This window comes from Sapientia aquatica, assembly GCF_004358105.1.
GTDB classification, from domain to species: domain Bacteria; phylum Pseudomonadota; class Gammaproteobacteria; order Burkholderiales; family Burkholderiaceae_D; genus Solimicrobium; species Solimicrobium aquaticum.
In genome coordinates this window covers 201,013-223,368 of the sequence record NZ_SMYL01000003.1, presented here as the reverse complement: position 1 = coordinate 223,368, position 22,356 = coordinate 201,013, and the positions used below count along the sequence as shown (strand labels likewise).

Annotated in this window: 18 protein-coding genes; 17 read left to right on the top strand and 1 reads right to left on the bottom strand. The window is 42.8% G+C overall.

The genetic code is table 11. The annotated features are described in order from the left end of the window. Positions 1-110 precede the first annotated feature (110 nt). The 11 genes from E2I14_RS08685 to E2I14_RS08635 all read left to right on the top strand — a co-directional run bounded on the left by E2I14_RS08685 (position 111) and on the right by E2I14_RS08635 (position 14,568). Complete coding sequence (locus tag E2I14_RS08685) at positions 111-1,136, top strand: GHMP family kinase ATP-binding protein (protein ID WP_133327510.1); 1,026 nt, start codon at positions 111-113, stop codon at positions 1,134-1,136. Next, the gene (locus E2I14_RS08680; protein WP_165967802.1) at positions 1,136-1,720 is read left to right on the top strand and encodes a D-sedoheptulose 7-phosphate isomerase; all 585 of its coding nucleotides are present in this window, start codon (positions 1,136-1,138) and stop codon (positions 1,718-1,720) included. Before E2I14_RS08685 ends, E2I14_RS08680 begins: the two co-directional genes overlap by 1 nt. Further along, on the top strand, positions 1,720-2,406 hold the full coding sequence (locus E2I14_RS08675; RefSeq protein WP_133327506.1) for a nucleotidyltransferase family protein: 687 nt from the start codon (positions 1,720-1,722) through the stop codon (positions 2,404-2,406). The genes E2I14_RS08680 and E2I14_RS08675 overlap by 1 nt, the downstream gene beginning before the upstream one ends. Before the next feature lie 2 nt (positions 2,407-2,408). Beyond that, a complete protein-coding gene (locus E2I14_RS08670) occupies positions 2,409-2,966 on the top strand; it encodes a D-glycero-alpha-D-manno-heptose-1,7-bisphosphate 7-phosphatase (protein ID WP_133327503.1) in 558 nt (185 codons plus the stop codon). A 384-nt stretch (positions 2,967-3,350) separates the two neighbouring features. After that, positions 3,351-7,394: a glycosyltransferase gene (locus E2I14_RS08665; protein ID WP_133327501.1), complete on the top strand. Its 4,044-nt coding sequence runs from the start codon at positions 3,351-3,353 to the stop codon at positions 7,392-7,394. Positions 7,395-7,407: 13 nt separating this feature from the next. Continuing rightward, on the top strand, positions 7,408-8,373 hold the full coding sequence (locus tag E2I14_RS08660) for a GDP-mannose 4,6-dehydratase (RefSeq protein ID WP_133327499.1): 966 nt from the start codon (positions 7,408-7,410) through the stop codon (positions 8,371-8,373). Continuing rightward, complete coding sequence (locus E2I14_RS08655; protein WP_165967800.1) at positions 8,373-9,554, top strand: acyltransferase family protein; 1,182 nt, start codon at positions 8,373-8,375, stop codon at positions 9,552-9,554. The genes E2I14_RS08660 and E2I14_RS08655 overlap by 1 nt, the downstream gene beginning before the upstream one ends. Before the next feature lie 111 nt (positions 9,555-9,665). Continuing rightward, positions 9,666-10,094: a hypothetical protein gene (locus E2I14_RS08650; protein WP_133327495.1), complete on the top strand. Its 429-nt coding sequence runs from the start codon at positions 9,666-9,668 to the stop codon at positions 10,092-10,094. A gap of 395 nt (positions 10,095-10,489) precedes the next feature. Beyond that, positions 10,490-12,049 carry a glycoside hydrolase family 130 protein gene (locus E2I14_RS08645; protein ID WP_165967799.1) on the top strand — a complete coding sequence of 520 codons (1,560 nt, stop codon included), beginning with the start codon at positions 10,490-10,492 and terminating at the stop codon, positions 12,047-12,049. A 55-nt stretch (positions 12,050-12,104) separates the two neighbouring features. After that, positions 12,105-13,145 (top strand): acyltransferase family protein, encoded by a 1,041-nt coding sequence (locus E2I14_RS08640; RefSeq protein ID WP_133327491.1) that lies wholly within the window; start codon positions 12,105-12,107, stop codon positions 13,143-13,145. A 286-nt stretch (positions 13,146-13,431) separates the two neighbouring features. Then, positions 13,432-14,568, top strand: coding sequence for an acyltransferase family protein (locus E2I14_RS08635; RefSeq protein ID WP_133327489.1), 1,137 nt, complete (start codon positions 13,432-13,434; stop codon positions 14,566-14,568). Positions 14,569-14,683: 115 nt separating this feature from the next. Here the strand turns inward: E2I14_RS08635 and E2I14_RS08630 are convergent, their stop codons facing one another. Beyond that, positions 14,684-16,903, bottom strand: a complete 2,220-nt coding sequence (locus E2I14_RS08630) for a glycosyltransferase (protein WP_133327487.1) — start codon at positions 16,901-16,903, stop codon at positions 14,684-14,686. A gap of 488 nt (positions 16,904-17,391) precedes the next feature. Between E2I14_RS08630 and E2I14_RS19970 the strand changes: the two genes are divergently transcribed. The 6 genes from E2I14_RS19970 (at position 17,392) to rffA (ending at position 22,356) form a co-directional block, all read left to right on the top strand. After that, positions 17,392-17,754 carry a sulfotransferase family 2 domain-containing protein gene (locus E2I14_RS19970; protein WP_133327485.1) on the top strand — a complete coding sequence of 121 codons (363 nt, stop codon included), beginning with the start codon at positions 17,392-17,394 and terminating at the stop codon, positions 17,752-17,754. A gap of 44 nt (positions 17,755-17,798) precedes the next feature. Next, positions 17,799-18,206 carry a hypothetical protein gene (locus E2I14_RS08620; RefSeq protein ID WP_133327483.1) on the top strand — a complete coding sequence of 136 codons (408 nt, stop codon included), beginning with the start codon at positions 17,799-17,801 and terminating at the stop codon, positions 18,204-18,206. Positions 18,207-18,632: 426 nt separating this feature from the next. Next, the gene (locus E2I14_RS08615; RefSeq protein WP_133327481.1) at positions 18,633-19,544 is read left to right on the top strand and encodes a glycosyltransferase family 2 protein; all 912 of its coding nucleotides are present in this window, start codon (positions 18,633-18,635) and stop codon (positions 19,542-19,544) included. Next, positions 19,537-20,430: an NAD-dependent epimerase/dehydratase family protein gene (locus E2I14_RS08610; RefSeq protein WP_133327479.1), complete on the top strand. Its 894-nt coding sequence runs from the start codon at positions 19,537-19,539 to the stop codon at positions 20,428-20,430. Before E2I14_RS08615 ends, E2I14_RS08610 begins: the two co-directional genes overlap by 8 nt. A 67-nt stretch (positions 20,431-20,497) precedes the next feature. Then, complete coding sequence (locus E2I14_RS08605; RefSeq protein WP_133327477.1) at positions 20,498-21,232, top strand: GNAT family N-acetyltransferase; 735 nt, start codon at positions 20,498-20,500, stop codon at positions 21,230-21,232. Then, the gene (gene rffA, locus E2I14_RS08600) at positions 21,229-22,356 is read left to right on the top strand and encodes a dTDP-4-amino-4,6-dideoxygalactose transaminase (protein ID WP_133327475.1); all 1,128 of its coding nucleotides are present in this window, start codon (positions 21,229-21,231) and stop codon (positions 22,354-22,356) included. The genes E2I14_RS08605 and rffA overlap by 4 nt, the downstream gene beginning before the upstream one ends.

Here is a 22,356-nt window from a genome sequence, read left to right as displayed (position 1 = left end):
TTACTTCGAGTTTAATAGCGGAAAACACTCAATCAAAAAGAGCGATGATATTAGGTCGTGCAAAGTTCAGCAGTTCACCGAGGTTATTATTTAATATATAAAGGATTTATATGTTAGTTCGTGCTAGGGCACCATTGCGATTAGGATTGGCTGGCGGCGGTACAGATGTATCACCTTACTCTGATGTTCACGGCGGCTATGTTTTAAATGCGACGATTGACAGGTATGCATATGCAGTGATCCACCCGTTGGAAAATCCAATCATTAAGTTTAACGCCACGGATAAAAATGAAAGCCTGTTATTTGGATTTGATGAGCCATTGGTGTTAGATCGGCGTCTAGATTTGCATAAAGCTGTGTATAACAGAATCATTGAAGAATACAACGGTGGTAAGAAAATTCCATTGGAATTAAGTACGTTCAGTGACGCACCAGTGGGTTCTGGTTTGGGGTCTTCATCTACATTAGTTGTAGTGATAATTAAAGCGTTTGCAGAGTTATTAAATTTACCTCTTGATGATTATAAAATTGCTAGTCTTGCTTTTGACATTGAGCGGGTTGATTGTGGACTCCAGGGTGGACGCCAAGATCAGTATTCCGCAACATTTGGTGGTTTCAATTTTATGGAATTTTATGCGGAGGGGCGCACGATTGTTAATCCCTTGCGGATTAAAAATTGGATCCTGTGCGAATTGGAGGCGTCACTAATCTTGTTTTATACCGGTGTCTCGCGCGAGTCAGCAAAAATTATTGCAGATCAAAGCAATAACATGAAGCATGGCCACGATGATGCGATGGAGGCTATGCATGGTCTTAAGCGTGAAGCGATGGTAATGAAAGAATGTCTGCTCAAAGGCGATTTCAAAGGGATTGTGGATTCAATGTTGTTAGGATGGGAAAATAAAAAGCGCTCAGCAAAATCCGTATCAAATCCATTAATTGACGAAATTTATAACGAGGCAATCAAAGCTGGTGCGTTAGCGGGAAAAGTATCAGGAGCTGGCGGTGGCGGATTTATGATGTTTTTTGTCCCACCTGAAAAGCGTATGAATCTGATCAGAACGTTAAATCGCTACGAGGGGCAGGTTAGCAACTGCCACTTTACTAAAAATGGAACTCAGGCTTGGAAAATATGATGAATAGCTATATCTCCGCACAAATAGCAGAAGCGCAGCGCGTTATGGCGGCAATGTTAGAAGACAAAGCCCTTTTCAGTAATGTAGAAAAGGCCGCCGAAGCATGTATTAACTGCATGAACCAAGGCGGCAAAATTTTATTGGCAGGCAACGGCGGCAGTGCTGCTGACGCTCAGCATATCGCTGGTGAATTTGTCAGTCGCTTTGCGTTTGACCGTCCAGGTTTATCCGCATTTGCGCTAACTACTGATACTTCTATCCTAACCGCCGTGGGTAACGATTATGGCTACGAAAAACTCTTTTCACGCCAAGTCCAGTCTCACGGCAAGCCCGGCGACGTATTCATAGGATATTCCACCTCAGGTAAATCACCGAACATCTTGAGAGCATTTGAAGAGGCCCGATCTCTTGGCGTTATCACGATTGGTATGACTGGTAACCGCGGCGGTCCAATGCGTGACCTGTGCGATTATATTTTTGAAGTGCCATCTTCAGATACACCTAAAATTCAAGAAGGGCATTTGGTACTAGGCCATATTTTGTGTGGCTTGGTCGAAAATGCTATTTTCAAGGCGCCTAATTGATGGAAGCCATTGTCTTGGCTGGCGGATTTGGCACGCGGTTGCGCGAGGTCGTGCCAGACTTACCTAAGCCGATGGCTCCTATAGCCGGGCGTCCTTTCTTAGAAATTTTGCTGTCGTCACTTGCTAAGAAAGGTTTCGAGCGCGTCGTATTATCCTTAGGATTTATGGCCGATAAAATTAGCAACCATTTTGGCAGTCAGTATTTGGGTATGGAATTGGTGTACGAGGTTGAGTCGCAACCACTAGGAACTGGCGGGGCCGTCAGAGCGTCGCTCTGCCGCTGCGTATCAGATCACGCATTTGTGTTTAATGGTGACACTTATTTGGACCTAGAAGTCGCCGATCTAGAGCAATTGTGGAATAACACGCACCGCCCGGCGATTGTCGTGCGCGAAGTGCCAGACACTGGTCGCTTTGGCCGAGTACTCATTGAAGATGGACGCGTAACCTCTTTTTTGGAAAAGGGTATGTCGGGTCCCGGCACAATCAATGCTGGTTGCTATGTCCTACCTACACACTTGCTGGATCAATTTGCGCTGGGTGAAAACTTTTCTTTAGAGTCTGATTTCTTTTACACCGCGATTAAGCAACAACAATTTAGTGGATTTATAACCCAAGGCTTATTCATTGATATTGGTGTGCCGGATGACTATGAGCGCGCTCAAACTTTGTTAGCCGGTGTTTAGCAATGTCCTTAAAAACTAAAGCATTATTTTTAGATCGTGATGGCGTGATAAATCACGACGAGGGTTATACGTCAAAGATCGAGGACTTTCGTTTTATTGACGGTATTTTCGAATTATGCCGTGAGGCGAAGCGCCAAGGATATTTAATCATAGTGGTCACCAACCAAGCGGGAATTGGGCGCGGTTATTACACCGAACAGGATTTTTTAATTCTTACCGATTGGATGAAAAAGCGATTTGAAGAAGAAGGTGCACCGATTACTGATGTTTATTTTTGCCCTTACCACGCCGAGCATGGAGTAGGGGAGTATAAGAAAGAGTCGCTTGATCGTAAACCAAATCCAGGGATGTTGTTGAAAGCGGCTGAGAAATATCAGATAGATTTGAGTCGGTCGATCATGATTGGCGATAAGGAATCGGATATGGAGGCGGCAGGGAATGCTGGCGTAAGTGGGAAAGTTATTTTTTCTCTTGATGCGTCCGAGAACTTGGGCAGCAATCATTATATGACTACCTTGAGTTTTGATTTTTGTCTCAAATCGCTTCAAACTAAAAATTAAAGTGACCGTAGTAAGGGACAAATATTGGCGAATAAAAATTTCTAGGTAATGCGACTAGACTCGAACTCTACTATTAGTATTTTGTTTTGGCGTGTTCGGTGATCTAGGATTGATAATTAGTGAGCTAAATTGATTTTTATTAAATAACTCTTTCTTATTTTTACTTGCGTTTAATTGACTGCAAATTATCGCCCATAAGTTATTATTCGCGCTCTAGATGACTTTAGCGATGATTCAACTTCATGTGTTTGACTGGCCCTTTATTTTCGAAAGTCTAACTATTATTTCTTGTTTGAAAACCTAGATCTTATGTGCAGAAATCTAGTGCGTCGATTCAATCAATTAGTTTCCTAATTGATGTATTTAGTTTTGGAGATAAAATAAATGCAATTTACAGGTGAGCGCTTTATCCCTACAGAGCAGGGCCGGATAAGGCTTGAGCATTATCATCGGTATGCCTCAGTATTGGACATCGTTGAAAAAAAAGATGTCTTAGACGTAGCATGCGGTGCGGGCTATGGTTCAGCTATGCTGTCGGATGTTTCTCGCTCAGTGGTAGGGGTAGATATTTCAATTGAGGCTGTTGAACACGCTTCCAAAACATACAAATCAAAGAATCTAACTTTTTGCCAGGGGAGTGCTTCGGATTTGGGCTTTCGTGATGCCACATTTGATGTTGTGGTCTCATTTGAGACGATTGAGCATTTATTAGAGCAGGCTGAGATGATTGCGGAGATTCGTCGTGTGCTCCGTCCTGATGGTGTACTTGTTATTTCTTCTCCAAATCGTCCTATATATGCTGAGGAGCGCAGTGATCAAAATGAATTTCATGTCAAAGAATTGGATTTCAACGAATTCGATAATCTATTGAAGAATCAGTTTCCCTCCATTCGTTACTATGGCCAGCGGCTTTTACTAGGCTCGGTGGTCCAATCCATCGAAGGAGGGCATAACGCTTTTAATGTATGGCGCGATGATGGGACGAGTTTAAAGGAGAAGTCGGGTGCATTAAATGATCCTGTTTACTTTTTAGCTATATGTGGGAGTGCTAATACAGTATTACCGTCACCGAGCGCATCGTTTTTATATAGTGACAAAGTTGATCTAATAAAAGAGTACGTTGGTTTCGCCAAATGGGCACAGGCACAGGATCAAGTTATTTCTGAGCGGGATTTATTAATTGATTCTCTTCAAAATGAAGTGATAAGTCGCGGCGAGCACATCGTAAATCTAGACCGCATAGTTGCGGAACGTGACAGTAAGATAAGTGGTCAGTTAATTGAGTTGTCCGAGCGAAATAATTATATTGACGAGCTTCTCGAGGCAATCGCTGAGCGGGACCAAAGAGTTTTTAGTCTTACGGATAAACTCGCGGAGGTAGACAGTTCAGTAAACTCTCTCAGGAAAGTTGTAAATGAATCAGTTGAGCGGCACCACGTGCTATTAGAACTGATATCACAGCGTGATGGCCAAATAAATGAATCAGCTGAGCGGCACGACGCGCTATTAGAACTAATATCAAAGCGTGATAACCAACTAAATGAATCAGCTGAGCGGCACGACGCGCTATTAGAACTAATATCAAAGCGTGATAACCAACTAAATGAATCAGCTGAGCGGCACGACGCGCTATTAGAACTAATATCAAAGCGTGATAACCAAATAAATGAATCAGTTGAGCGGCACCACGTGCTATTAGAACTGATATCACAGCGTGATGGCCAAATAAATGAATCAGCTGAGCGGCACCACGCGCTATTAGAACTAATATCAAAGCGTGATAACCAAATAAATGAATCAGTTGAGCGGCACGACGCGCTATTAGAACTAATATCTGAGCGTGATAACCAAATTGGTAGCCTTTCCCAAAGCGTTTCGGAACTTGGTCAACTTACGAATCAGCTGGTCGATGTTAAGCGAAGCCTATTTGAGAGCGAACGGCAACTGATCGCATCTAACCATGAAATAGTAAAACTCGAAACTAGAATTGCCGAATTAGATAGGAATATTACTCAGTGCGAACATTTGAATTCAGTTTTACACAATCAGAACAACGAACTTCGCAATTCAACATCCTGGCGATTGACGGCTCCAATGAGATTTGTATCAAGCCAATTTCGGCGCGCTGCTTCTCTCGATCGACGTAATGGTAACTTGCCATATGGGCTGCTGCGCTTCGTTTTCCGTTTGCTGCCGGTATCAGATAATAAACGCGCTCAACTAAAAAATGCCTTGTACTTTACCTTTCCTGCTGCTTTTAGAGGTACCCCATCTTTCGAGCACTGGATATCAACTAAAAGAAACTCCTATCTTTCTGAAGTGATCCCCCAAACTTATGAAGTTAATAAGGAAGTGATACCGTTAAGTAGAGCGGTACAAGTGCAACCAACCAGATCATCGCAACCACTTAACAAGTTGACGCCATCGCTACAAGGATTAAGCTTTGATAAGGTGTCGAATCCAAGAGTTAGCATAGTCATACCTACTTACGGCAAACTCGGCTACACAGTTGATTGCCTTCGCTCGATACAGCACGTTGGTGCGAACGTAAGTTTTGAGGTAATCGTAATTGAAGATGCTTCAGGTGACTTGGAGATGGACGAACTACGCGCAGTCCCTAATTTAAAATACCATCATAATTCAAAGAATCTCGGATTTCTGTTGTCGTGTAATCAGGCGCTAACTATGGCGAATGGGGAATTTTTGGTTTTGCTAAACAACGATACTGAGGTTACTAGTGGTTGGCTTGATGCGTTGATCGATGTGTTCGATCGCTTCCCAAATGCTGGATTGGTTGGGTCGCGGCTGGTTTACCCCGATGGAAGACAACAAGAGGCCGGAGGAATTGTTTGGTCTGATGCCAGCGCATGGAACTATGGGCGTATGGATAACCCAGCTCGGTCAGAGTATTCATACCTGCACGAGTCTGATTATATATCAGGGGCATCGATCATGGTACCTATGGCCTTGTTCCAGAAGCTCGGCGGCTTCGATGAGTTATACGTTCCAGCGTATTGCGAGGATACCGATTTGGCTTTCCGTATTCGAGAAGATGGGTATAAAGTTTTCTATCAGCCTGCATCTGTTGTTGTACATCATGAGGGTATTTCTCACGGTACGGACACCAATAGCGGAATTAAAGCCTATCAGATTGAAAACCAGCGTAAGTTTTTAGAACGCTGGCGCAGCACCCTAGAGCGAGAAAATTTCTATAATGCGGAGAATCCATTTTTAGCACGTGATCGTTCGCAATTGAAGAAAGTAGTGCTGGTAATTGACCACTATGTGCCACAACCTGATCGTGACGCCGGTTCGCGCACTATGTGGCAGTTTATGTGCCTATTCCAAAAAAATGGCATGTCAGTGAAGCTCTGGCCACAAAATCTTTGGCCCGATCCCATATATACACCGTTGCTTCAACAGCATGGGATTGAAGTAATGTATGGCGATGAATATGCCAATGGATTCGAAGATTGGATTGCACGTAACGGAGCCAGTATCGATTACGTGTTGCTCTCCCGCCCGCATATATCAATAGAATTTGTTGACTCGTTGCGTAAATACAGTGAAGCGACATTGCTATACTACGGTCATGATGTGCACCATCTTCGTCTAGCAGATCAATACAGCTTAAATCCCGATCCAGTTGTTGAATCAGAACTTAATAAGGTTAAAGTCTGGGAAGAGCAAATTTGGGCGGACGTCGACACCGTGTACTACCCCGCTGAAGGCGAAACCAATTATGTGAAAAATTGGATTCAGGTCAATGCCGCGCGCGCTCGGTGTTTTACTATTCCGGTCTATGCCTTTGATACATTCCCGCACGAACCATGGGCGAATCTTGCCATTCGCTCAGGACTACTGTTTGTTGCCGGCTTTGCACATGTACCAAATGTAGATGCGGCGGTATGGTTTGTAAACGAGGTGCTTCCGCTGATTCATTCAACTTTCCCCGGACTTCACACTTATCTAGTTGGCTCGAATCCAGCCGAGGAAGTAAAGAGATTAGCTGGTCCCGACGTGACAGTGACCGGTTTTGTTACCGATGATGTTCTTGCAGACTATTACCAAAAAGCACGCGTGTCAGTTGCACCACTCCGATTTGGTGGCGGGATGAAAGGAAAAGTTGTCGAGGCAATGCGTTTCGGTCTTCCTTGTGTTACTTCACCTGCTGGAGCACAAGGATTTATTGATGCGGAGAGTTTCCTTTTTGTAGCAGACAATCCTCAAGATTTTGCAGCAAAGGTTATTGAATTGCTACAAGATAATGTTGTTTGGGAATGCGCATCACAAACATCGCAAAATTTCGCTCGGGATCGATTCTCTGAAGACGCACTTTGGAAGATTGTAGTAGAGGATGTAGACCCAACGCCCTATGCGGATGTGGAGGCTAGACGTCTCAAAATAACCCAGCAGAGAAAAAAATAAAGGACTGAGAAATATGAATATTCTGATTTTAGGTGCCACAGGTTTTGTTGGTAGTTACTTGATGGAACGCGCTATCGCTCAAGGGCATAACGTACTTGGTACCCAGTACAACCCTACTATTGATAGTCGTGATTATGCGGCATTTCAAGATAAGCTAGTTCGCTGCGATATCCGCTATCGGGAACAAGTCGATGCAGTAATTAAGCAAAATCGGCCTGACATAATCTATTTGTTGGCAGCTCAGAGTTTCCCCGCGCTTTCGTGGTCAGTGCCGATCGAAACACTTGATACAAATGTGCTGGGTACAGCCAACGTATATGAGTCTATTCGCGCCTCTGGCATAGATCCCGTAGTGGTTGTGGCGTGTTCCAGCGCTGAATATGGTGAAGTTGCTGCCGAAGATATTCCGGTAAAGGAGTCCCATCCGCTCCGACCTCTGCATCCATACGGTGTGAGCAAAGTTGCCACTGAACTACTCGCTTTGCAGTACTGGACCAATGCTAACATTCGTAGTGTTTGTGCTCGGATTTTCAATACCACTGGCCCCCGCAAAACTGGTGACGTTTGCGCAGATTTTACGAATCGAGTCGTTCGTATCGAGGCGGGTCAAATTCCACCAGTGTTACGTGTCGGGAATCTGCACACTCATCGTGCTATCACGGATGTGCGCGACTTAATTCGCGCCCTCGAATTGTTAGCCCAACACGGTGTCCCCGGGGAGGTCTATAACATTAGCGGAGCCAAGACCTATCAAATGCAGGAATTGGTGGACTTAGTGATTGCCGGATCGCGAGTTCCTTTTACAGTAGAAGTTGATTCAACATTGCTGCGACCGAGTGACGAAAAAGTTATTTTTGGCGATTCATCGCGTTTGATCTCCGCCACCGGCTGGCAACAGTCAGTGCCCTTAAATGACACGGTTGCAGATATGCTCGCTTATTGGCGCAAGTCCCTAAACGTTTCCAACGGGGGGCGATAGTGCAGAGTTCCATTCAAGTGGCGTCAAGGTCGTCGTCATCGTCAACGCTATCGTCACAAGATAGTTCGACTCGCGTAGAGGCGCTTACATTTTTTAGGTTTATTGCCGCTGTGATTGTGGTTGTTTTTCATTATGGGCAGGCCGCTGGACTCAGTGCCGTTCTCACTTCTGGACCACAAATGGTCACATTTTTCTTTGTTTTGTCAGGATTTGTAATGGGAATATCCTACTACCACAAAAAAGAGGTTGTCGCTAAGACATATTGGTGGGCTCGTGTTTCAAGAATCATGCCGGTCTATTTGTTGGCATTATTTTTGACAATCGTCTTTTTATATTTGCAAAGAGAGAAAGTTGACATCATTGCCGCTGGATTGGACATAGTGCTGCTCCAGTCATGGCTTACCCCATATCCAATCAAGCTCAATTCGCCAGGATGGTCTTTATCTGCGGAGATGTTTTTTTATTTCTCATTTCCGTTTATTTTGAAAGCAATTAGTCAGAATAAGGTATCGACTTCACGCTTATTTATAATTTCGATAATTATATGGCTGGCGACACAGATTGTGCTTTCGGTTGCGCTGACTATGGGTTATTACACAGGTTTTCCTTCGACATCGCACGACCTTATCTTTTATTTTCCGCCATCCCATTTTTGTAGTTTCCTTTTGGGGGTTTCGGGCGGAGTTTGGTTCATACGAAACCATACAAAAATTAGTGCGAAATTTTCGGTTGCGGTGCTGCCGATTTCAATTGGGTTATTATGGTTTTTATTGACTTATCCGTACCTTATTGAGCGCTATGTTGGATTTAAATTAGCATTTAGTTCTAGTTTTCTTTCGCCGTTTTTTTTGATTTTCATAATCGCGTTATCCGTTGTTAAACACAATAGTATAAATTTACTTAAAGCTAGACCATTGATTTTGCTCGGTGAGGCTAGCTATTCAATATATATATTGCAATTGCCTATTCATCAGTTTTACTACAGGTATTTTGATGGGCTAAGAAATAATTATCCGGTTGTGGACTTTTATTGCTATCTAATATTATTAATTACTTTGTCTATTTGTTTATTTGTGTTTTTTGAAAAACGAGCGAACATATTTTTACGATATTCGCTCCCAGATAAGTTCAAAGGTGCTAAATTTTGGCCAGCTCATTTGACAAAGTTTGGCCGCAAATGAGTCGCACGAAATTGCTGCATTAGCGGGTAAAGTTGTAACCAATTTTTCGGTATATCGGTCGTTGGGTGGTGCGCTATCCAACTTATAGTTCTTATAAATGTTGAGGGAAAAATGAAGAAATCGTCTTTTTTATTTGTTAATTTATTAAGTTTGTTGGCTTTTTGTATTCTCTCTGGCTGTGAAAAAAATGACAGCCCGATCAGTAAGCCGGATTTGTCAAAACCAGCAGCGGCTGTGGCTGAAGTGAAAGTGGGCGATTGGGGGCCACAGACTGCAATGGTCGGCGAATTCCCTAATAAGCAGCCGGATGGGGCTGTAGGATTGTGGATTCAGACTAATGGTGAACAAAGTCTCGGTGAAGCCCAAGTTCTATTTGGTGGGCAACCTGCGAAGGCCACGTCTATCCAAGATAAGCTGATTACTGCGGCAATTTCTCCCGACTTATTGGCACAGCCTGGTGATAAAGAAGTAGTTATTAAACAAGTATCAACGGGAAAGATTTTTCGGGTCGGTGTGTTTAAAGTGGTACCTGCAAAATAATAAATTTAGGCTGGTAATTTTTGCAGCACCTTCACTTAACTAGTGCTACTAGCAGGAGGTGCGGGCAGCTATAAATATTACATTCCAAAATTTCAAATTGTTAACAATATCCGATATAAACAAAAATGGCATCAATTTAAATCGTAGGATAACTATGATAAATTGGTGAAATTATGTTTATTAAATATTGCTATTGTTGCTTTGTTCAACTGCATCCCTATCAATAGCATCGACAGTAAATCATTTAGGTTTTTATTCCCTCATAATATTTAGCTTTCATGATCGGCCCTAATTCATTACGGCTTTTTAATGTAATACTTTGTATGAATCTTGTTGAAATAACGTGGGTTTCGGTTTAAAACTAAATGAATATTAATAGGCTGGTATGGATAATTATGCATGTAGCCGCAAATATTAAAAATTATAAATTCTCAGTTATTTATTTATTACTAATGCTAATTGTATCTTGCCGAAGAAGTACGGAAATTGGCGCCCCGGTGGTAAATTCGAGCAATGCAGTTCTACCCGCTCCGACAAAGCAGTTGTCCATTGTTCCGGTAAAAATAGATACTTTAGTCAACCACCCAGTTCTTGAAAGAGGAGTGATAGGTGAGTGGGACAGCACTGATGTTTTAAACCCGTCGGTTATTAAGTTTAAGGATAAATATTTTAACTATTATTCAGGTTTTGATGGCAAGCTCTGGCGAACTGGCGTAGCGGTCTCAAATGATGGCATTTCTTGGCAAAAGTTTGTGGGTAATCCAGTATTAGCACCTAGCATTTCTGATTGGGATACGGGATATATTGCAGGTAATGGAACTGCAATTTACTTTGCTCAGAGAATATATTATTTTTATCAAGGTATTAATGATCGTGGTATCGCTAATATTGGTTTAGCTGTTTCTGATGATGGTTTTCACTTCAAAAAACACCCAAATCCGATTTTGGCTACCGGCCCTGCAGGTGCTTGGGATTCCGATAGTGTGGGCGATCCCTTTGTGATTGAAAAAGGGGAGGCTTTATATCTCTACTATCTGGGTCAGGATAGTGTTGGTGTGCAGCGTTTGGGAATTGCAAAATCAGTTGATGGGTTACATTGGACTCGATTGTCGAATAATCCAGTACTTGATATCGGTGCTGGTGGCTCATTCGACGAGAATGGTCTTGGTGAGCCAAGTATTGCTTACCAGCCACCGTATTTTTATATGTTCTATACAGGTAGAGCATCCGATGAGATACGAAATATTGGTTATGCGATATCTACCGATGGTATTCATTGGAAAAAAATAAGTACCACGGGTTTGATTAGTAACAAATTACGTTCCGAGTGGTTTAGTAAGGTAATTTGCGATACGACGTTAATAGCTGTTGGTGGAGGAAAATGGGCAGTCTGGTTTGGTGGTGGGAATTTGCCGGTACCAGCGGAAAATTTAAATGGGCAAATCGGAATGCTGATTTTAGACCTAGGACAGCAGCGAGATATGACCAGTTTTGATGCGAACAGTGATTGGTCGAGGTCACTTGTCAAGTCAACAGACGTCTTGCTTGGTTCCTTTGAAATTGAAGGCGACCTTGGTAAACGATCCACTTGGCTTGGGCCAAAAGCGCATTTAACTTTGGCTACAACCGACCACGCAGGTAATTCTATGGCCGGTAAACCTATCATCGTGGAGGGTTGGGCTCCAGCGCAATTCATTTCAAGTAAGACCGGGCAATATGAACCATTGACAATTTCTATTTCAATTAATGGAAAAATTGCGGCCAAACGCACATTTGTTAGCGATGACATGTTTCGCATTGAAATTTTGTGGCCTGAAATTGCTCAACTTCTTGACCATACTGGTTTTGTAGAGATGGATATGTCGGCAGACCGAGCGATCGTTCCAGCCCAATTTGGTGTGAGTAAAGACTCGCGAAACCTTTCGTTTAAGGTTACTCGAATTTATTTTCATTGATCAAAGAGCATATTGAAACGCTTAAAACACAAATTATTACCTTTAGCTATTTAAAATGAAATCTAGATTTGACTTGCTTGATGGATTGAGGGGGATCTCCGCAATTGCTGTGATGACTTACCATTTTACTCAGCATAATGGATTGCATTGGCTAAAGGGTGGTTCCATAGCGGTTGATTTATTTTTTATTCTTTCTGGCTTCATAATCGCGCATAGCTACTTTGATCGGATTACTGGTGGAATGACTTTCCTTGCGTTTATTTGGCGGCGATTTGTTCGACTTTATCCAATGTATTTCATTGGATTGCTGCTGGGAATCTTTGCAATGCTCTCACCTTTAATTTTTGGTGCGCCGTTAATCGTGAATAGTAACAATTTAGTTGGTTCAATTGTATTGGGGATTTTAGGATTTCCGTATTTAAATAACACGGGTTGGCCTTTTGGATCCGAAATAATTTTTGGTAGCTTGTATCCGTTTGATGGTCCTGCTTGGTCATTATTCTTTGAGTTCTTCGTAAATGTTATTTATTACATTTACTTGTCCAAATTTGGACGGAATCCCCCGAATCCACTATTAATCACAACTATCATATGTTACGGCCTAATTGTAATTTTACTCAAGAATGATAATCCAGGATGGGGCATTCAAAGTTTTATATATGGATTTCCTAGAGTAATTTCCGAGTTTTTCCTTGGCTGTGCTCTTTACCAATTTAGTAATCGCCGTTTAGTAGTTAATAAGTTTCTTCCCATTTTATTAATCCCGATTTTGCTTACTGGCTTTTTCATGGAAGGTTTCCAGCGAGCACTGATCTGGTCCTTTATAATCGCTCCGATCGTAATAGTCCTGCTTTCGCGTATCGAAATCAGTGGTTTTTGCCAGCGAATATGCAAGATTCTAGGAGAAATTTCATATCCACTTTATATTATTCATTTACCAATTTTCTTATTGATTTTTGAATTTTCTAATTTGCACTCTTATTCGTTGAAGGCGCAACTTATTAGTTTGGTTTCGGTAACTCTTATAATCACTGTCGTATTTATTTATTTGGATAATTGGATTAGGGGTGCGCTATTGAAGTTAGATTTGGTTTGATAGCGATTTTGCATAACAGTCATATTATATTGTTATTTTTTTGTTGGAACTGCGCACTGTTGCATTTCTCAGCTTTAAGATGTTAGTGCTGAACCTAGCGGATAAGTCGAGTTTAATTTGAATTCTTTTATACTACTTACTGCCAGGTGATATGCTAATTTGAAAAGTATCTTTGAAGTGAACGACAATAATGCTAACGCACCCATCAAGATGTAACCAATGTGACAACATTTGTTGGTCCTAGTTGACGCCATAATCACCAATACAAAAAACAGGATGCGAAATTTTGATTGTCGATCAATGCAATAAGAAATCGAAAAATATATTGTCGATTGCTATTTTTAAAAATAGCAATAACTTTGATCTTCTGCGACTGATGGCGGCATTCGCGGTAATTGTTGGTCATGCGTATCCCATTTCTCCGCAACCGCCGCTTCAAGATTGGGTTCTCTCCGTATTGCATTTCGACTATTCTGGTTCTTTAGCCGTTAAGTTTTTCTTTTTTTTGAGTGGTCTTCTCGTGACTGAAAGTATTATTAATCGCCCGGAGCCAATGAAGTTTATCGCTCGTAGATTATTTCGAATTTATCCTGCGCTATTAGTATGCTTACTATTCACCATTCTCATCGTCGGACCAATATACACAAACGGCTCACTGCCCGATTATTTTCTTCAGAAGTCTACTTGGACTTACCTCACTAAAAATTTAGGATTGTTTCGCTTGCAATGGAAATTGCCCACAGTTCTTGACGATAGCGAATTTGGCTTGAATGGAGCGTTGTGGACTCTAAATTTTGAATTTGTTTGCTATGTATATGTTGCGGTTTTCTGTGCCATTGGTGTTTTTTCTCGCCGCATTATTTCTAACTTGATTTTTTTGAGCGTAATTGTTGTCGCCTTCTTTGCACCGCATTATTTACCTTATTTTTCCCGAAATCCCGATGCTGTCCTTTTGCCAGCATGCTTCTCGATAGGCGTGCTGTTTGCGGTAAATAAAAAAAACATCATCCTCGATATACGATTGGTCGCCCTGTTATGGTTACTTGTTATGTGTTTAAGTGAAAATCGAGCGCATATCATTTCGTTTTATTTGGCGTTTTTTTATACTTCAATTTATTTAGGTTCACTCCCATTTACTGTCGCGCATCTGAAGTTGCCATTTGATGCGTCATACGGAGTGTACTTGTATGGTTTCTTAGTTCAGCAGTGCGTGCATGCTTCGTTGCCCAATATTGGCGTTCATGGCAATCAGATAGTCTCTATGATCATAGCCCTAATTTTAGGAATATTTTCTTGGTATTTGGTTGAGAAGCCAGCATTAAAGCTTGGAAGGGAATTTACTGCAAAAGACTGGTCTCAAAATCCAGCGATTATGAAAATTCGATCTATTGGCTCGATTAATGTACGAATTTTCAAAAAATAAACCTAAGAATATACAGCCATCCTAGTCGATAAATTAGCACCGGCACTTCCACTCCGGTGCATTTCACGTTGTCCGTGGCCAAATTAAATAAAATTCCGAAGTGTTCGTTGCCAGTCTACAAAACTCTTTCCAACTGCTTCCAAGCATTTGAATGCGTAAAATATTCCTTCACAAATGAAGACGATGCTGCTGATATTTCAAGCCAATAAATATCGTCAATCAACAGCCTCTGAATGTGCGACGCCTGTGTTTTCGGATCGTTGCTAACTAATAGCGCGGGCCCGGCATCACTGAGGCCTTGAGCACCTGCTAGCGTTGTAACGACGGGAACTCCATGAAACATGGCTTCCACTACCTTACCCTTTATCCCAGCGCCGTATAACAGCGGTGCCACAACAACTCTCGCATTTTGATAATAGTTGAATAGCTCTTCATCGGTGACAAATCCCGGGACGTTGATATTGCTTGATGCTAGCGCCATAACTTCCGGTGACGGATTTGAGCCGACCAATTGAAGTTTTAGGTTTGGATGGTTCGCCTTCAGAATTGGCCAAACATTATTTACAAACCAGATAGCGGCACTGATGTTTGGCGGATGTCCGAAACCAGCGACGAATAAAATATCCGATCGATCGTTAGGGGAGGTGGAAGCAACTTCATCTTTAAATTCAAACGCGTATGGAGGCAGGGTAACAACAGAAACTTCCGTTTTGCAATTCGATGAAAGGTAGTTCTCGACGAAATCAGTTTCATCCTTTGATGGGTACATGACTACGTCAACCCGTACCCAAATATCTGTCTCAAGTCGTTCTAGCGCAGCCGCTTCCTTGGCTATTTTTTTATTGCTCGGATCAGTCTCAAGCTGGCTATACATTCTTAAGTGGTGGATGTCATGTCCATAGTAAAGTATTTTGGATTTGGTGCATGCGCGAATGGGATTGATAAATTCAATAGCAACTGCAGGTCTTGAAAGCAGGAATACGTCAATGAATTTACCATTTTCTCTTACCCAATCGGTGAATTTCCCCATGTACTCGAGGCCGTAAAACACCTCAATGCCGGCTTGTTGGAGTCGCGGCGTATATTGAGGATCAAACCAAGGATTCATCGACCAAAACTTAATATCAAAGTCGTGTTCTTTCAATAGTTTGATGATCATGTCCATTGTCCTGCTACCTGCATCGCGATCGGGTTGCGGGACATAATGATCAATGATCATGATAGTTTTACGTGTTCGAGTTCTGCCTTTTGCCAGAAAAACGCTCTCGCCGTTGTTGAAGTGGAATGTCGCTAAAGTCGCGGACCACTTCTCTCGCAATCGTTTAATGTTGATTACTTGGTAGGCTTTGATGCCACTTGAAGTGTTAGTCCCATTCGATACCCCTTCATAATGAATCACAACTGACGCAGGTTGGTAGTAGACCTTATAGCCAGCTTCCCGTACGGCGAAGGCCAAATCACTATCTTCACAATAGGCCGGTGCGTATCTTTCATCAAATCTGCCAACGCGATTAAACAGTTCGCGTGTGATTAATAGGGATGCGCCCGAGCTGTAATCGCACTCTCGAACATAATTAAATCCTGACAAATCAGGATCCTGCATCTTGCCGAAATTCCACGCTGAAGCATCATTCCAAATAATCCCACCTGCTTCTTGAAGTCGGCCGTCTGGATACACAAGCTTGGATCCCACCATGCCACAATTTGGAAATTCCTTGAACACGTCTAACATACGATCCAGCCAACCTTCGGTTACTTCTGTGTCGTTATTCAGGAAGTAAATATAACGACCGCGGGCCTCGTCGATAGATGTATTGCAGGATCGCAAAAATCCCAAATTGACACTGTTTTTGATGTAGCGAATTCCAGCTATTTTGCTGAGTTGGTCGATCTCCGGATCAGATGAGCAATCCTCTTGTACGATAATTTCGATGGTTGCCTTCGGCAGATTTTGATAAATCGATCGCAAGCAGGTTAATGTGATCGGCAAATTGCCGTACGTGGGGATAATGATTGAGACGAGCGGCGCCTGATGGTGCTCAAACGTTATAGTTCGTAGTGTGGATGGAATATCCTCTTGCGGTATCACTCCGGTGGTTAGTTTTGCAAGCGGCCCGTTGGTTTGGCTGCGCTTCCAAACTTCGTAATGAACCATGCCGCTGAAGAGAGGGCCAGCAAATCTATAAATTAAAAACGTGATGGAGAGTTTCTGGCGCTCAGTTATGGGGAGTGCTAAGTAAATGGCGCGACCATTTGCTCGTATCCATGATTTGAGTTTTATGATAAATCTGTTCGGTGTATTGCGGGCTAGGTGAGGCTTATTGTGGTTGTTCATTAAACCTCAACTAAAAATATACAAGGCGATTGTTTAATTATTGAATGCATTAGTGATCGTTACCTGATCCGGCACGGTTCTATGAAAGGCATGATTATATTCAAATAAGTCACTGTATATCGGGTATTTGAATTTGGATACAACTCGTTAGACCCAGCGAGGCAGGCTCACCGCAGTAAGAACTTGGCTTGCAGCTTTTACAAATTGATAGATTATTGATTTGAAGTTGTACTATAAAATTGGGTGGCAGTGATCGTTGATAAGCTTGTTGTCACGAGATTTAAACACTAATTGCTCTGCAGGTTTGCTTTTTTTGCCATGTGAAATTTTAACGACTATAGATCTATATATAAAGATACCCAACCGAAGCGCGGTTAGTGTAAAAGAAGTAATAATTGACTGCATCTAAATATCTGTTTTCCTTCTAGACAAGCCAAGTCTTAAAACTAAATTGCTAATTTAATATACTTCTTAAAAGAATTTATAATATGACACGTCGAATTTTTCTTCATCATCACATATTTAAAAATGCCGGAAGCACAATAGACTGGATTTTGGAACGAAATTTTCAACATGACTTTGGCAGCATTGAGATCGATAGTTCGTCGTGGAGAATCACAGAAAGTATGCTTTTCAATTTTCTGCATGAAAAGCAGAATCTTATTGCTGTATCTAGTCACCATTTGTGCGGCCAAATCTTTGAATATGAACCGTATGTTTTTTTTGATATTGTTTTCGTTCGACATCCAATAGATCGGCTGCGCTCAATTTATGATTATTATCGAAAGCTGCCGCACCCTAGCAATGAAGTAGAAAGCGCATCCCATAATATGAGCCTAGGCGATTTTTAAAATTTTTGCTTGAATTCCACCCACATCAAATTAATGACGCTCAGGTGAATATCCTGGCCAATCAAGGTAAATACTACCGCCCTCCTGGAGAAAGTGATTTGGAATTGGCAAGAAGTAAAATTCTTAAGATGGCGTTGCTTGGCTCGTTGGAGATGTTTGATGAAAGTCTTGTTGTTGGTCGATACTTTCTACATCCTGCTTGGAATAAGCTCGACTTAACTTATAAGCCACAAAATGTGGCCGCTAACAAAAAATCCAATCTTGAAGATCGATTGAGCGAGATCAAGGCACTTTGTGGCGACCAAATCTACGACCAGTTGTTGCGAATGAATCAGTTAGATTTACGCTTGCTCGCAGCAGTCAACTTAGAGGTTCAACGGCGTGCGAAACTCGTCCCGGATTTTAATAAGAAACTAGACGACTTTAAAACTAATTGCCTAGCGCTAATTTAGGATCGTCGACATTTTATATTGGGTGCTGCGCGCTGTCTTTACGGCTTTTTAAAAAGTTTGCATTTACAGTACCTACTCAAGGTAACTTCTAACCGCAGGTTTTACCCAAAGCTCAGATGCCAGAGGTTAAAGACGTTAATGCTACAAGTCGCAAACGAATATGGTTTATTTGCAGTTAGCGTTACAGGGTTTTATGGTTGAAAGTACATCTAAATTAGCTTGAATCGGCCATGCGCCTCGTCTAATTTTGTTAAAAGCGATGAATTTTGACTAAACGAAATACATTTCTTTTGCAATAAAGTGCGACAATTCAGGTCGATTGTTTCTTGGTCACTTTTAAACCCGGGTGTTAACATCATTCTTTTAAAAATCCTAGTTTTTCCCTAATCCATTCTGCCGATATCGCGCCAAATAAAATACGCTCCCATGCGACCAAAGAATCCCAAAGTTTCCGTCATTATCGTCAACTACAACGCAGGCTATCACTTGAAAGCCTGTATTGATTCGCTTGAACACTGTCCACTCGAAAAAGAAATAGTAGTTGTTGACAATGCATCGGTAGATGACAGCCTCGTGCCGTTGACGGAGATGCCATCCGTGCGAATTATTCGAAATAACTCCAATTTAGGTTTTGCAACCGCCTGCAATCAAGGTGTCAATAGCACCACTGCGCCAGTGCTTCTTTTTCTAAATCCCGACTGTACGTTTAAGCCTGCCGCCTTGGTTAATCTTATGGACGTTTTATTGCAGGGGCCGCAGGTGGGGATGGTTGGTGGCTTGCTGGTTAATCTCGATGATAGCGAACAGCCCGGCGGTCGCCGCGCTATCCCAACGCCTTGGCGCTCATTTGTGCGGGGCTTTGGTCTTTCGCATTTGGCCAAGCGCTGGCCGAAATTGTTTTACGATTTCCATATGCACAAAGAGCCTTTGCCGACTGAGCCGATCGAGGTTGAGGCTATTTCTGGTGCCTGCATGATGGTGCGGCGTGACGTGATGGAAGACGTGGGGCTATGGGATGAGGGTTATTTTTTGCATTGCGAAGATTTGGATTGGTGCATGCGTTTTAGGCAAAAAGGCTGGAAGATTATGTTTGTGCCGAGTGCAAAAATTACCCATGCCCAAGGCGTCTGCGGTGATAATAAAAAGCTTTTCGTCGAATATCACAAGCATAAGGGAATGATACGGTTTTATCGCAAGTTCTTTCGCCATCAATATCCTGGTGCGTTAATGTGGTTGGTCTCTATCGGCGTATGGTTGCGCTTTGGAGTAATTGCAGTTCAGCAGCCAACCCAGCAATTTAAGAACTCTCTTGCTGCGAAAAAGGATAAACATGAGTGAGATTGAGGATCACCGCTCGCAAGTTGTTGGACTGTTGGGCGCGACCAGTTTTGTTGGCACCTACTTGTTGCCGGAATTAGAGCAGGCTAATCGCTCGATTGTCGCTTTTTCTCGGCGCAATAGCGTGCGACCTGCTGGCAGCGTTAAATGGCAAACGATTGGGGACGGCGTTGCCCAACCGGACAATTTTGAAGTCTGGATACCCTTTTGGATTTGCTTAGCGCCGATTGCGGTTCTGCCCGAGTACTTCCCAATGCTTGAAGCTTACGGCGCGCGGCGGGTCGTGGCGCTCTCTTCCACTAGCTGTTTTACCAAAGAAAATTCTTCTGATCCAAAAGAGCGTGACTTAGCAAAGTCCTTGGTAGAATCCGAAGCGCGCCTGCAGGCTTGGGCCGAAACGCGTGGGATTGAATGGGTGGTTTTAAGGCCGACATTAATTTACGGATTTGGATTGGATAAAAATATTAGCGAGATCGCGCGTTTCATTCGTCGGTTTGGATTTTTTCCGTTGCTTGGGGATGCCTCTGGGCTGCGTCAGCCGATTCATGCACAGGATGTCGCTGGGGCATGTTTTGCCGCGTTGCGCTCATCTTCTGTTGCTAACCGTGGATACAATATTTCTGGTGCTGAAGTACTGACCTATCGCGACATGGTTAAGCGGATTTTTGCGGTGCTAGGCAGATCTCCGCGCTTGATCTCTATCCCCTTGTGGATGTTTAACTTGGGCGTGAAGTTGGTGCGCGTTCTGCCGCATTACCGAAAGTGGTCAGGCGCAATGGCGGAGCGGATGAATGCCAATATGGTTTTTGATCATGATGACGCCAAGCAGAATTTTGGTTTTGCGCCGCGTAGGTTTGAATTGACAGCGATTGATCTACCTAAATAAATCGCAAACTAGTTTCATTCAGTTTACAAGTAATCTCAAATCGAATAAATAAAATAAAAACGACAAGATGAACATCACGCTCTCGCAACTCGATCATCAGCGATTCGGAAAAGTCACCGCCAAAATCAATATCGAGCCAGGACAAGATTTATCGCAAGTGTTGACTTGGTGTGAGACTCAACAGGTCGAGTTGTTGATCGCGCGGATCAAGACCGACGATATCTACTCCGTGCAAAACATGGAGCGTGCTGGTTTTTTTCTAACGGATACGTTGGTCTATTTTGCAAATAATAAAATCGTTGCTAGCCAATTGACGCTCCCTCAGATATGCAGTTGGAGGCTTGCCACTCCGGGCGATGCAGAGTTGCTTGAAAAATTAGCCGCTAAAATTTTTACCAATTACAAAGGTCACTATCACGCCGATCAACGTCTGAATAAGTCGGATTGCGATTTGGTGTACTCATCTTGGGCAGCCAATTCTTGTCTAAATTCTGCCGTTGCCGATGTCGTATTTTTGCTTTCCCAATCGGATGCGATGATCGGATTTATCACGGTTAAAGTGATCGATCCCGTCAAGCGCGTTGCAGAGATCGTGCTCAATGGAGTTGATCCTGATTTTCAAAAACACGGCCATTATTCTTCCTTGGTCTCGTTAGTGAAGAATTGGGCGGTAGAAAATAGCATCCAACAAATCATTGTTTCAACTCAAGTGACCAACGACTCAGTACAAAAAGTGTGGTGTCGGCAAGGTTTTGAACCATCGTACAGCTTTTATACTTTTCATAAATGGTTCTCAGCATGATCCCATTCAACAAACCGTATCTCACCGGTAGCGAGCAGCACAATATTTCCTTAGCTTTAGCCAGTAGAAAATTCTCAGGCGACGGTGATTTCACCAAAAAATGCCATGCTTGGTTTGAGCGTGAATACGGATTTAAAAAGGCGCTACTAACCACTTCTTGCACCGATGCCCTAGAGATGTGCGCGATCTTGCTCGACATTCACGCGGGCGATGAAGTCATTATTCCTTCCTACACCTTTGTTTCGACCGCCAATGCTTTTGTGCTGCGCGGTGCGACGATCAAATTTGCCGATAGCTTGCCGAACCATCCCAACGTTGATCCTGAAGAAATCGCAAAATTGATTACGCCGCGTACGCGCGCCATTGTGGTTGTGCATTACGCTGGTATTGCCTGTGATATGGATCGCATTTTGGAGTTGGCTGCCCCGCTTAATATTCCCGTTGTTGAAGATGCAGCGCAGGCCGTTGATTCGTTCTATAAAGGCCGCCCGCTAGGGTCAATCGGCGCCTTGGCAGCGTTCTCGTTTCATGAAACGAAGAATATTGTCTGTGGCGAAGGCGGCTTGCTCGTGATTAATGACGAGCGCTACATTCATCGGGCCGAGATTATTCGCGAAAAGGGAACCAATCGCTCATCGTTTTTTAGGGGGGAAGTCGATAAGTATGGTTGGGTGGATATTGGGTCTTCATTTTTGCCTTCTGATTTATTGGCTGCTTTTTTATTCGCGCAATTAGAGCACCTCGAATCGATCCAACGCGAGCGCATGCGCGTATGGCAGCGGTATTGGGGTAATTTTATGAAGGCAAATTTACCCAGTGATGTGCTGCTGCCAACGTTGCCAGACTTTGCAACCAATAACGCTCACATGTTTTATTTGATTTGTCCAACTCTCGATATTCGTTCGGCCGTTATTGCTAAACTAAAAGAGCATCAAATCTTGGCTGTATTTCATTATTTGTCGTTGCATACCAGCCCTTATTATTCGGATAAGCACGACGGACGCAAATTGATAAATTGTGATCGATATGCCGATCATTTAATACGCCTGCCGCTGTATGTTGAATTAGCAGACGACCAGATTGATGAAATTTGTCGTTTGGTTGTTTCTGTTCTTAAACCTTAA

Bases quoted from the DNA above. Each gene is read 5' to 3' on its own strand.
- E2I14_RS08610 (WP_133327479.1), top strand. From the start codon at position 19,537: ATGAGTGAGATTGAGGATCACCGCTCGCAAGTTGTTGGACTGTTGGGC.
- E2I14_RS08650 (WP_133327495.1), top strand. From the start codon at position 9,666: ATGAAGAAATCGTCTTTTTTATTTGTTAATTTATTAAGTTTGTTGGCT.
- E2I14_RS08615 (WP_133327481.1), top strand. From the start codon at position 18,633: ATGCGACCAAAGAATCCCAAAGTTTCCGTCATTATCGTCAACTACAAC.
- E2I14_RS08660 (WP_133327499.1), top strand. From the start codon at position 7,408: ATGAATATTCTGATTTTAGGTGCCACAGGTTTTGTTGGTAGTTACTTG.
- E2I14_RS19970 (WP_133327485.1), top strand. From the start codon at position 17,392: ATGACACGTCGAATTTTTCTTCATCATCACATATTTAAAAATGCCGGA.
- E2I14_RS08605 (WP_133327477.1), top strand. From the start codon at position 20,498: ATGAACATCACGCTCTCGCAACTCGATCATCAGCGATTCGGAAAAGTC.
- E2I14_RS08665 (WP_133327501.1), top strand. From the start codon at position 3,351: ATGCAATTTACAGGTGAGCGCTTTATCCCTACAGAGCAGGGCCGGATA.
- E2I14_RS08670 (WP_133327503.1), top strand. From the start codon at position 2,409: ATGTCCTTAAAAACTAAAGCATTATTTTTAGATCGTGATGGCGTGATA.
- rffA (WP_133327475.1), top strand. From the start codon at position 21,229: ATGATCCCATTCAACAAACCGTATCTCACCGGTAGCGAGCAGCACAAT.
- E2I14_RS08685 (WP_133327510.1), top strand. From the start codon at position 111: ATGTTAGTTCGTGCTAGGGCACCATTGCGATTAGGATTGGCTGGCGGC.
- E2I14_RS08645 (WP_165967799.1), top strand. From the start codon at position 10,490: ATGCATGTAGCCGCAAATATTAAAAATTATAAATTCTCAGTTATTTAT.
- E2I14_RS08640 (WP_133327491.1), top strand. From the start codon at position 12,105: ATGAAATCTAGATTTGACTTGCTTGATGGATTGAGGGGGATCTCCGCA.
- E2I14_RS08675 (WP_133327506.1), top strand. From the start codon at position 1,720: ATGGAAGCCATTGTCTTGGCTGGCGGATTTGGCACGCGGTTGCGCGAG.
- E2I14_RS08680 (WP_165967802.1), top strand. From the start codon at position 1,136: ATGAATAGCTATATCTCCGCACAAATAGCAGAAGCGCAGCGCGTTATG.
- E2I14_RS08630 (WP_133327487.1), bottom strand. From the start codon at position 16,903: ATGAACAACCACAATAAGCCTCACCTAGCCCGCAATACACCGAACAGA.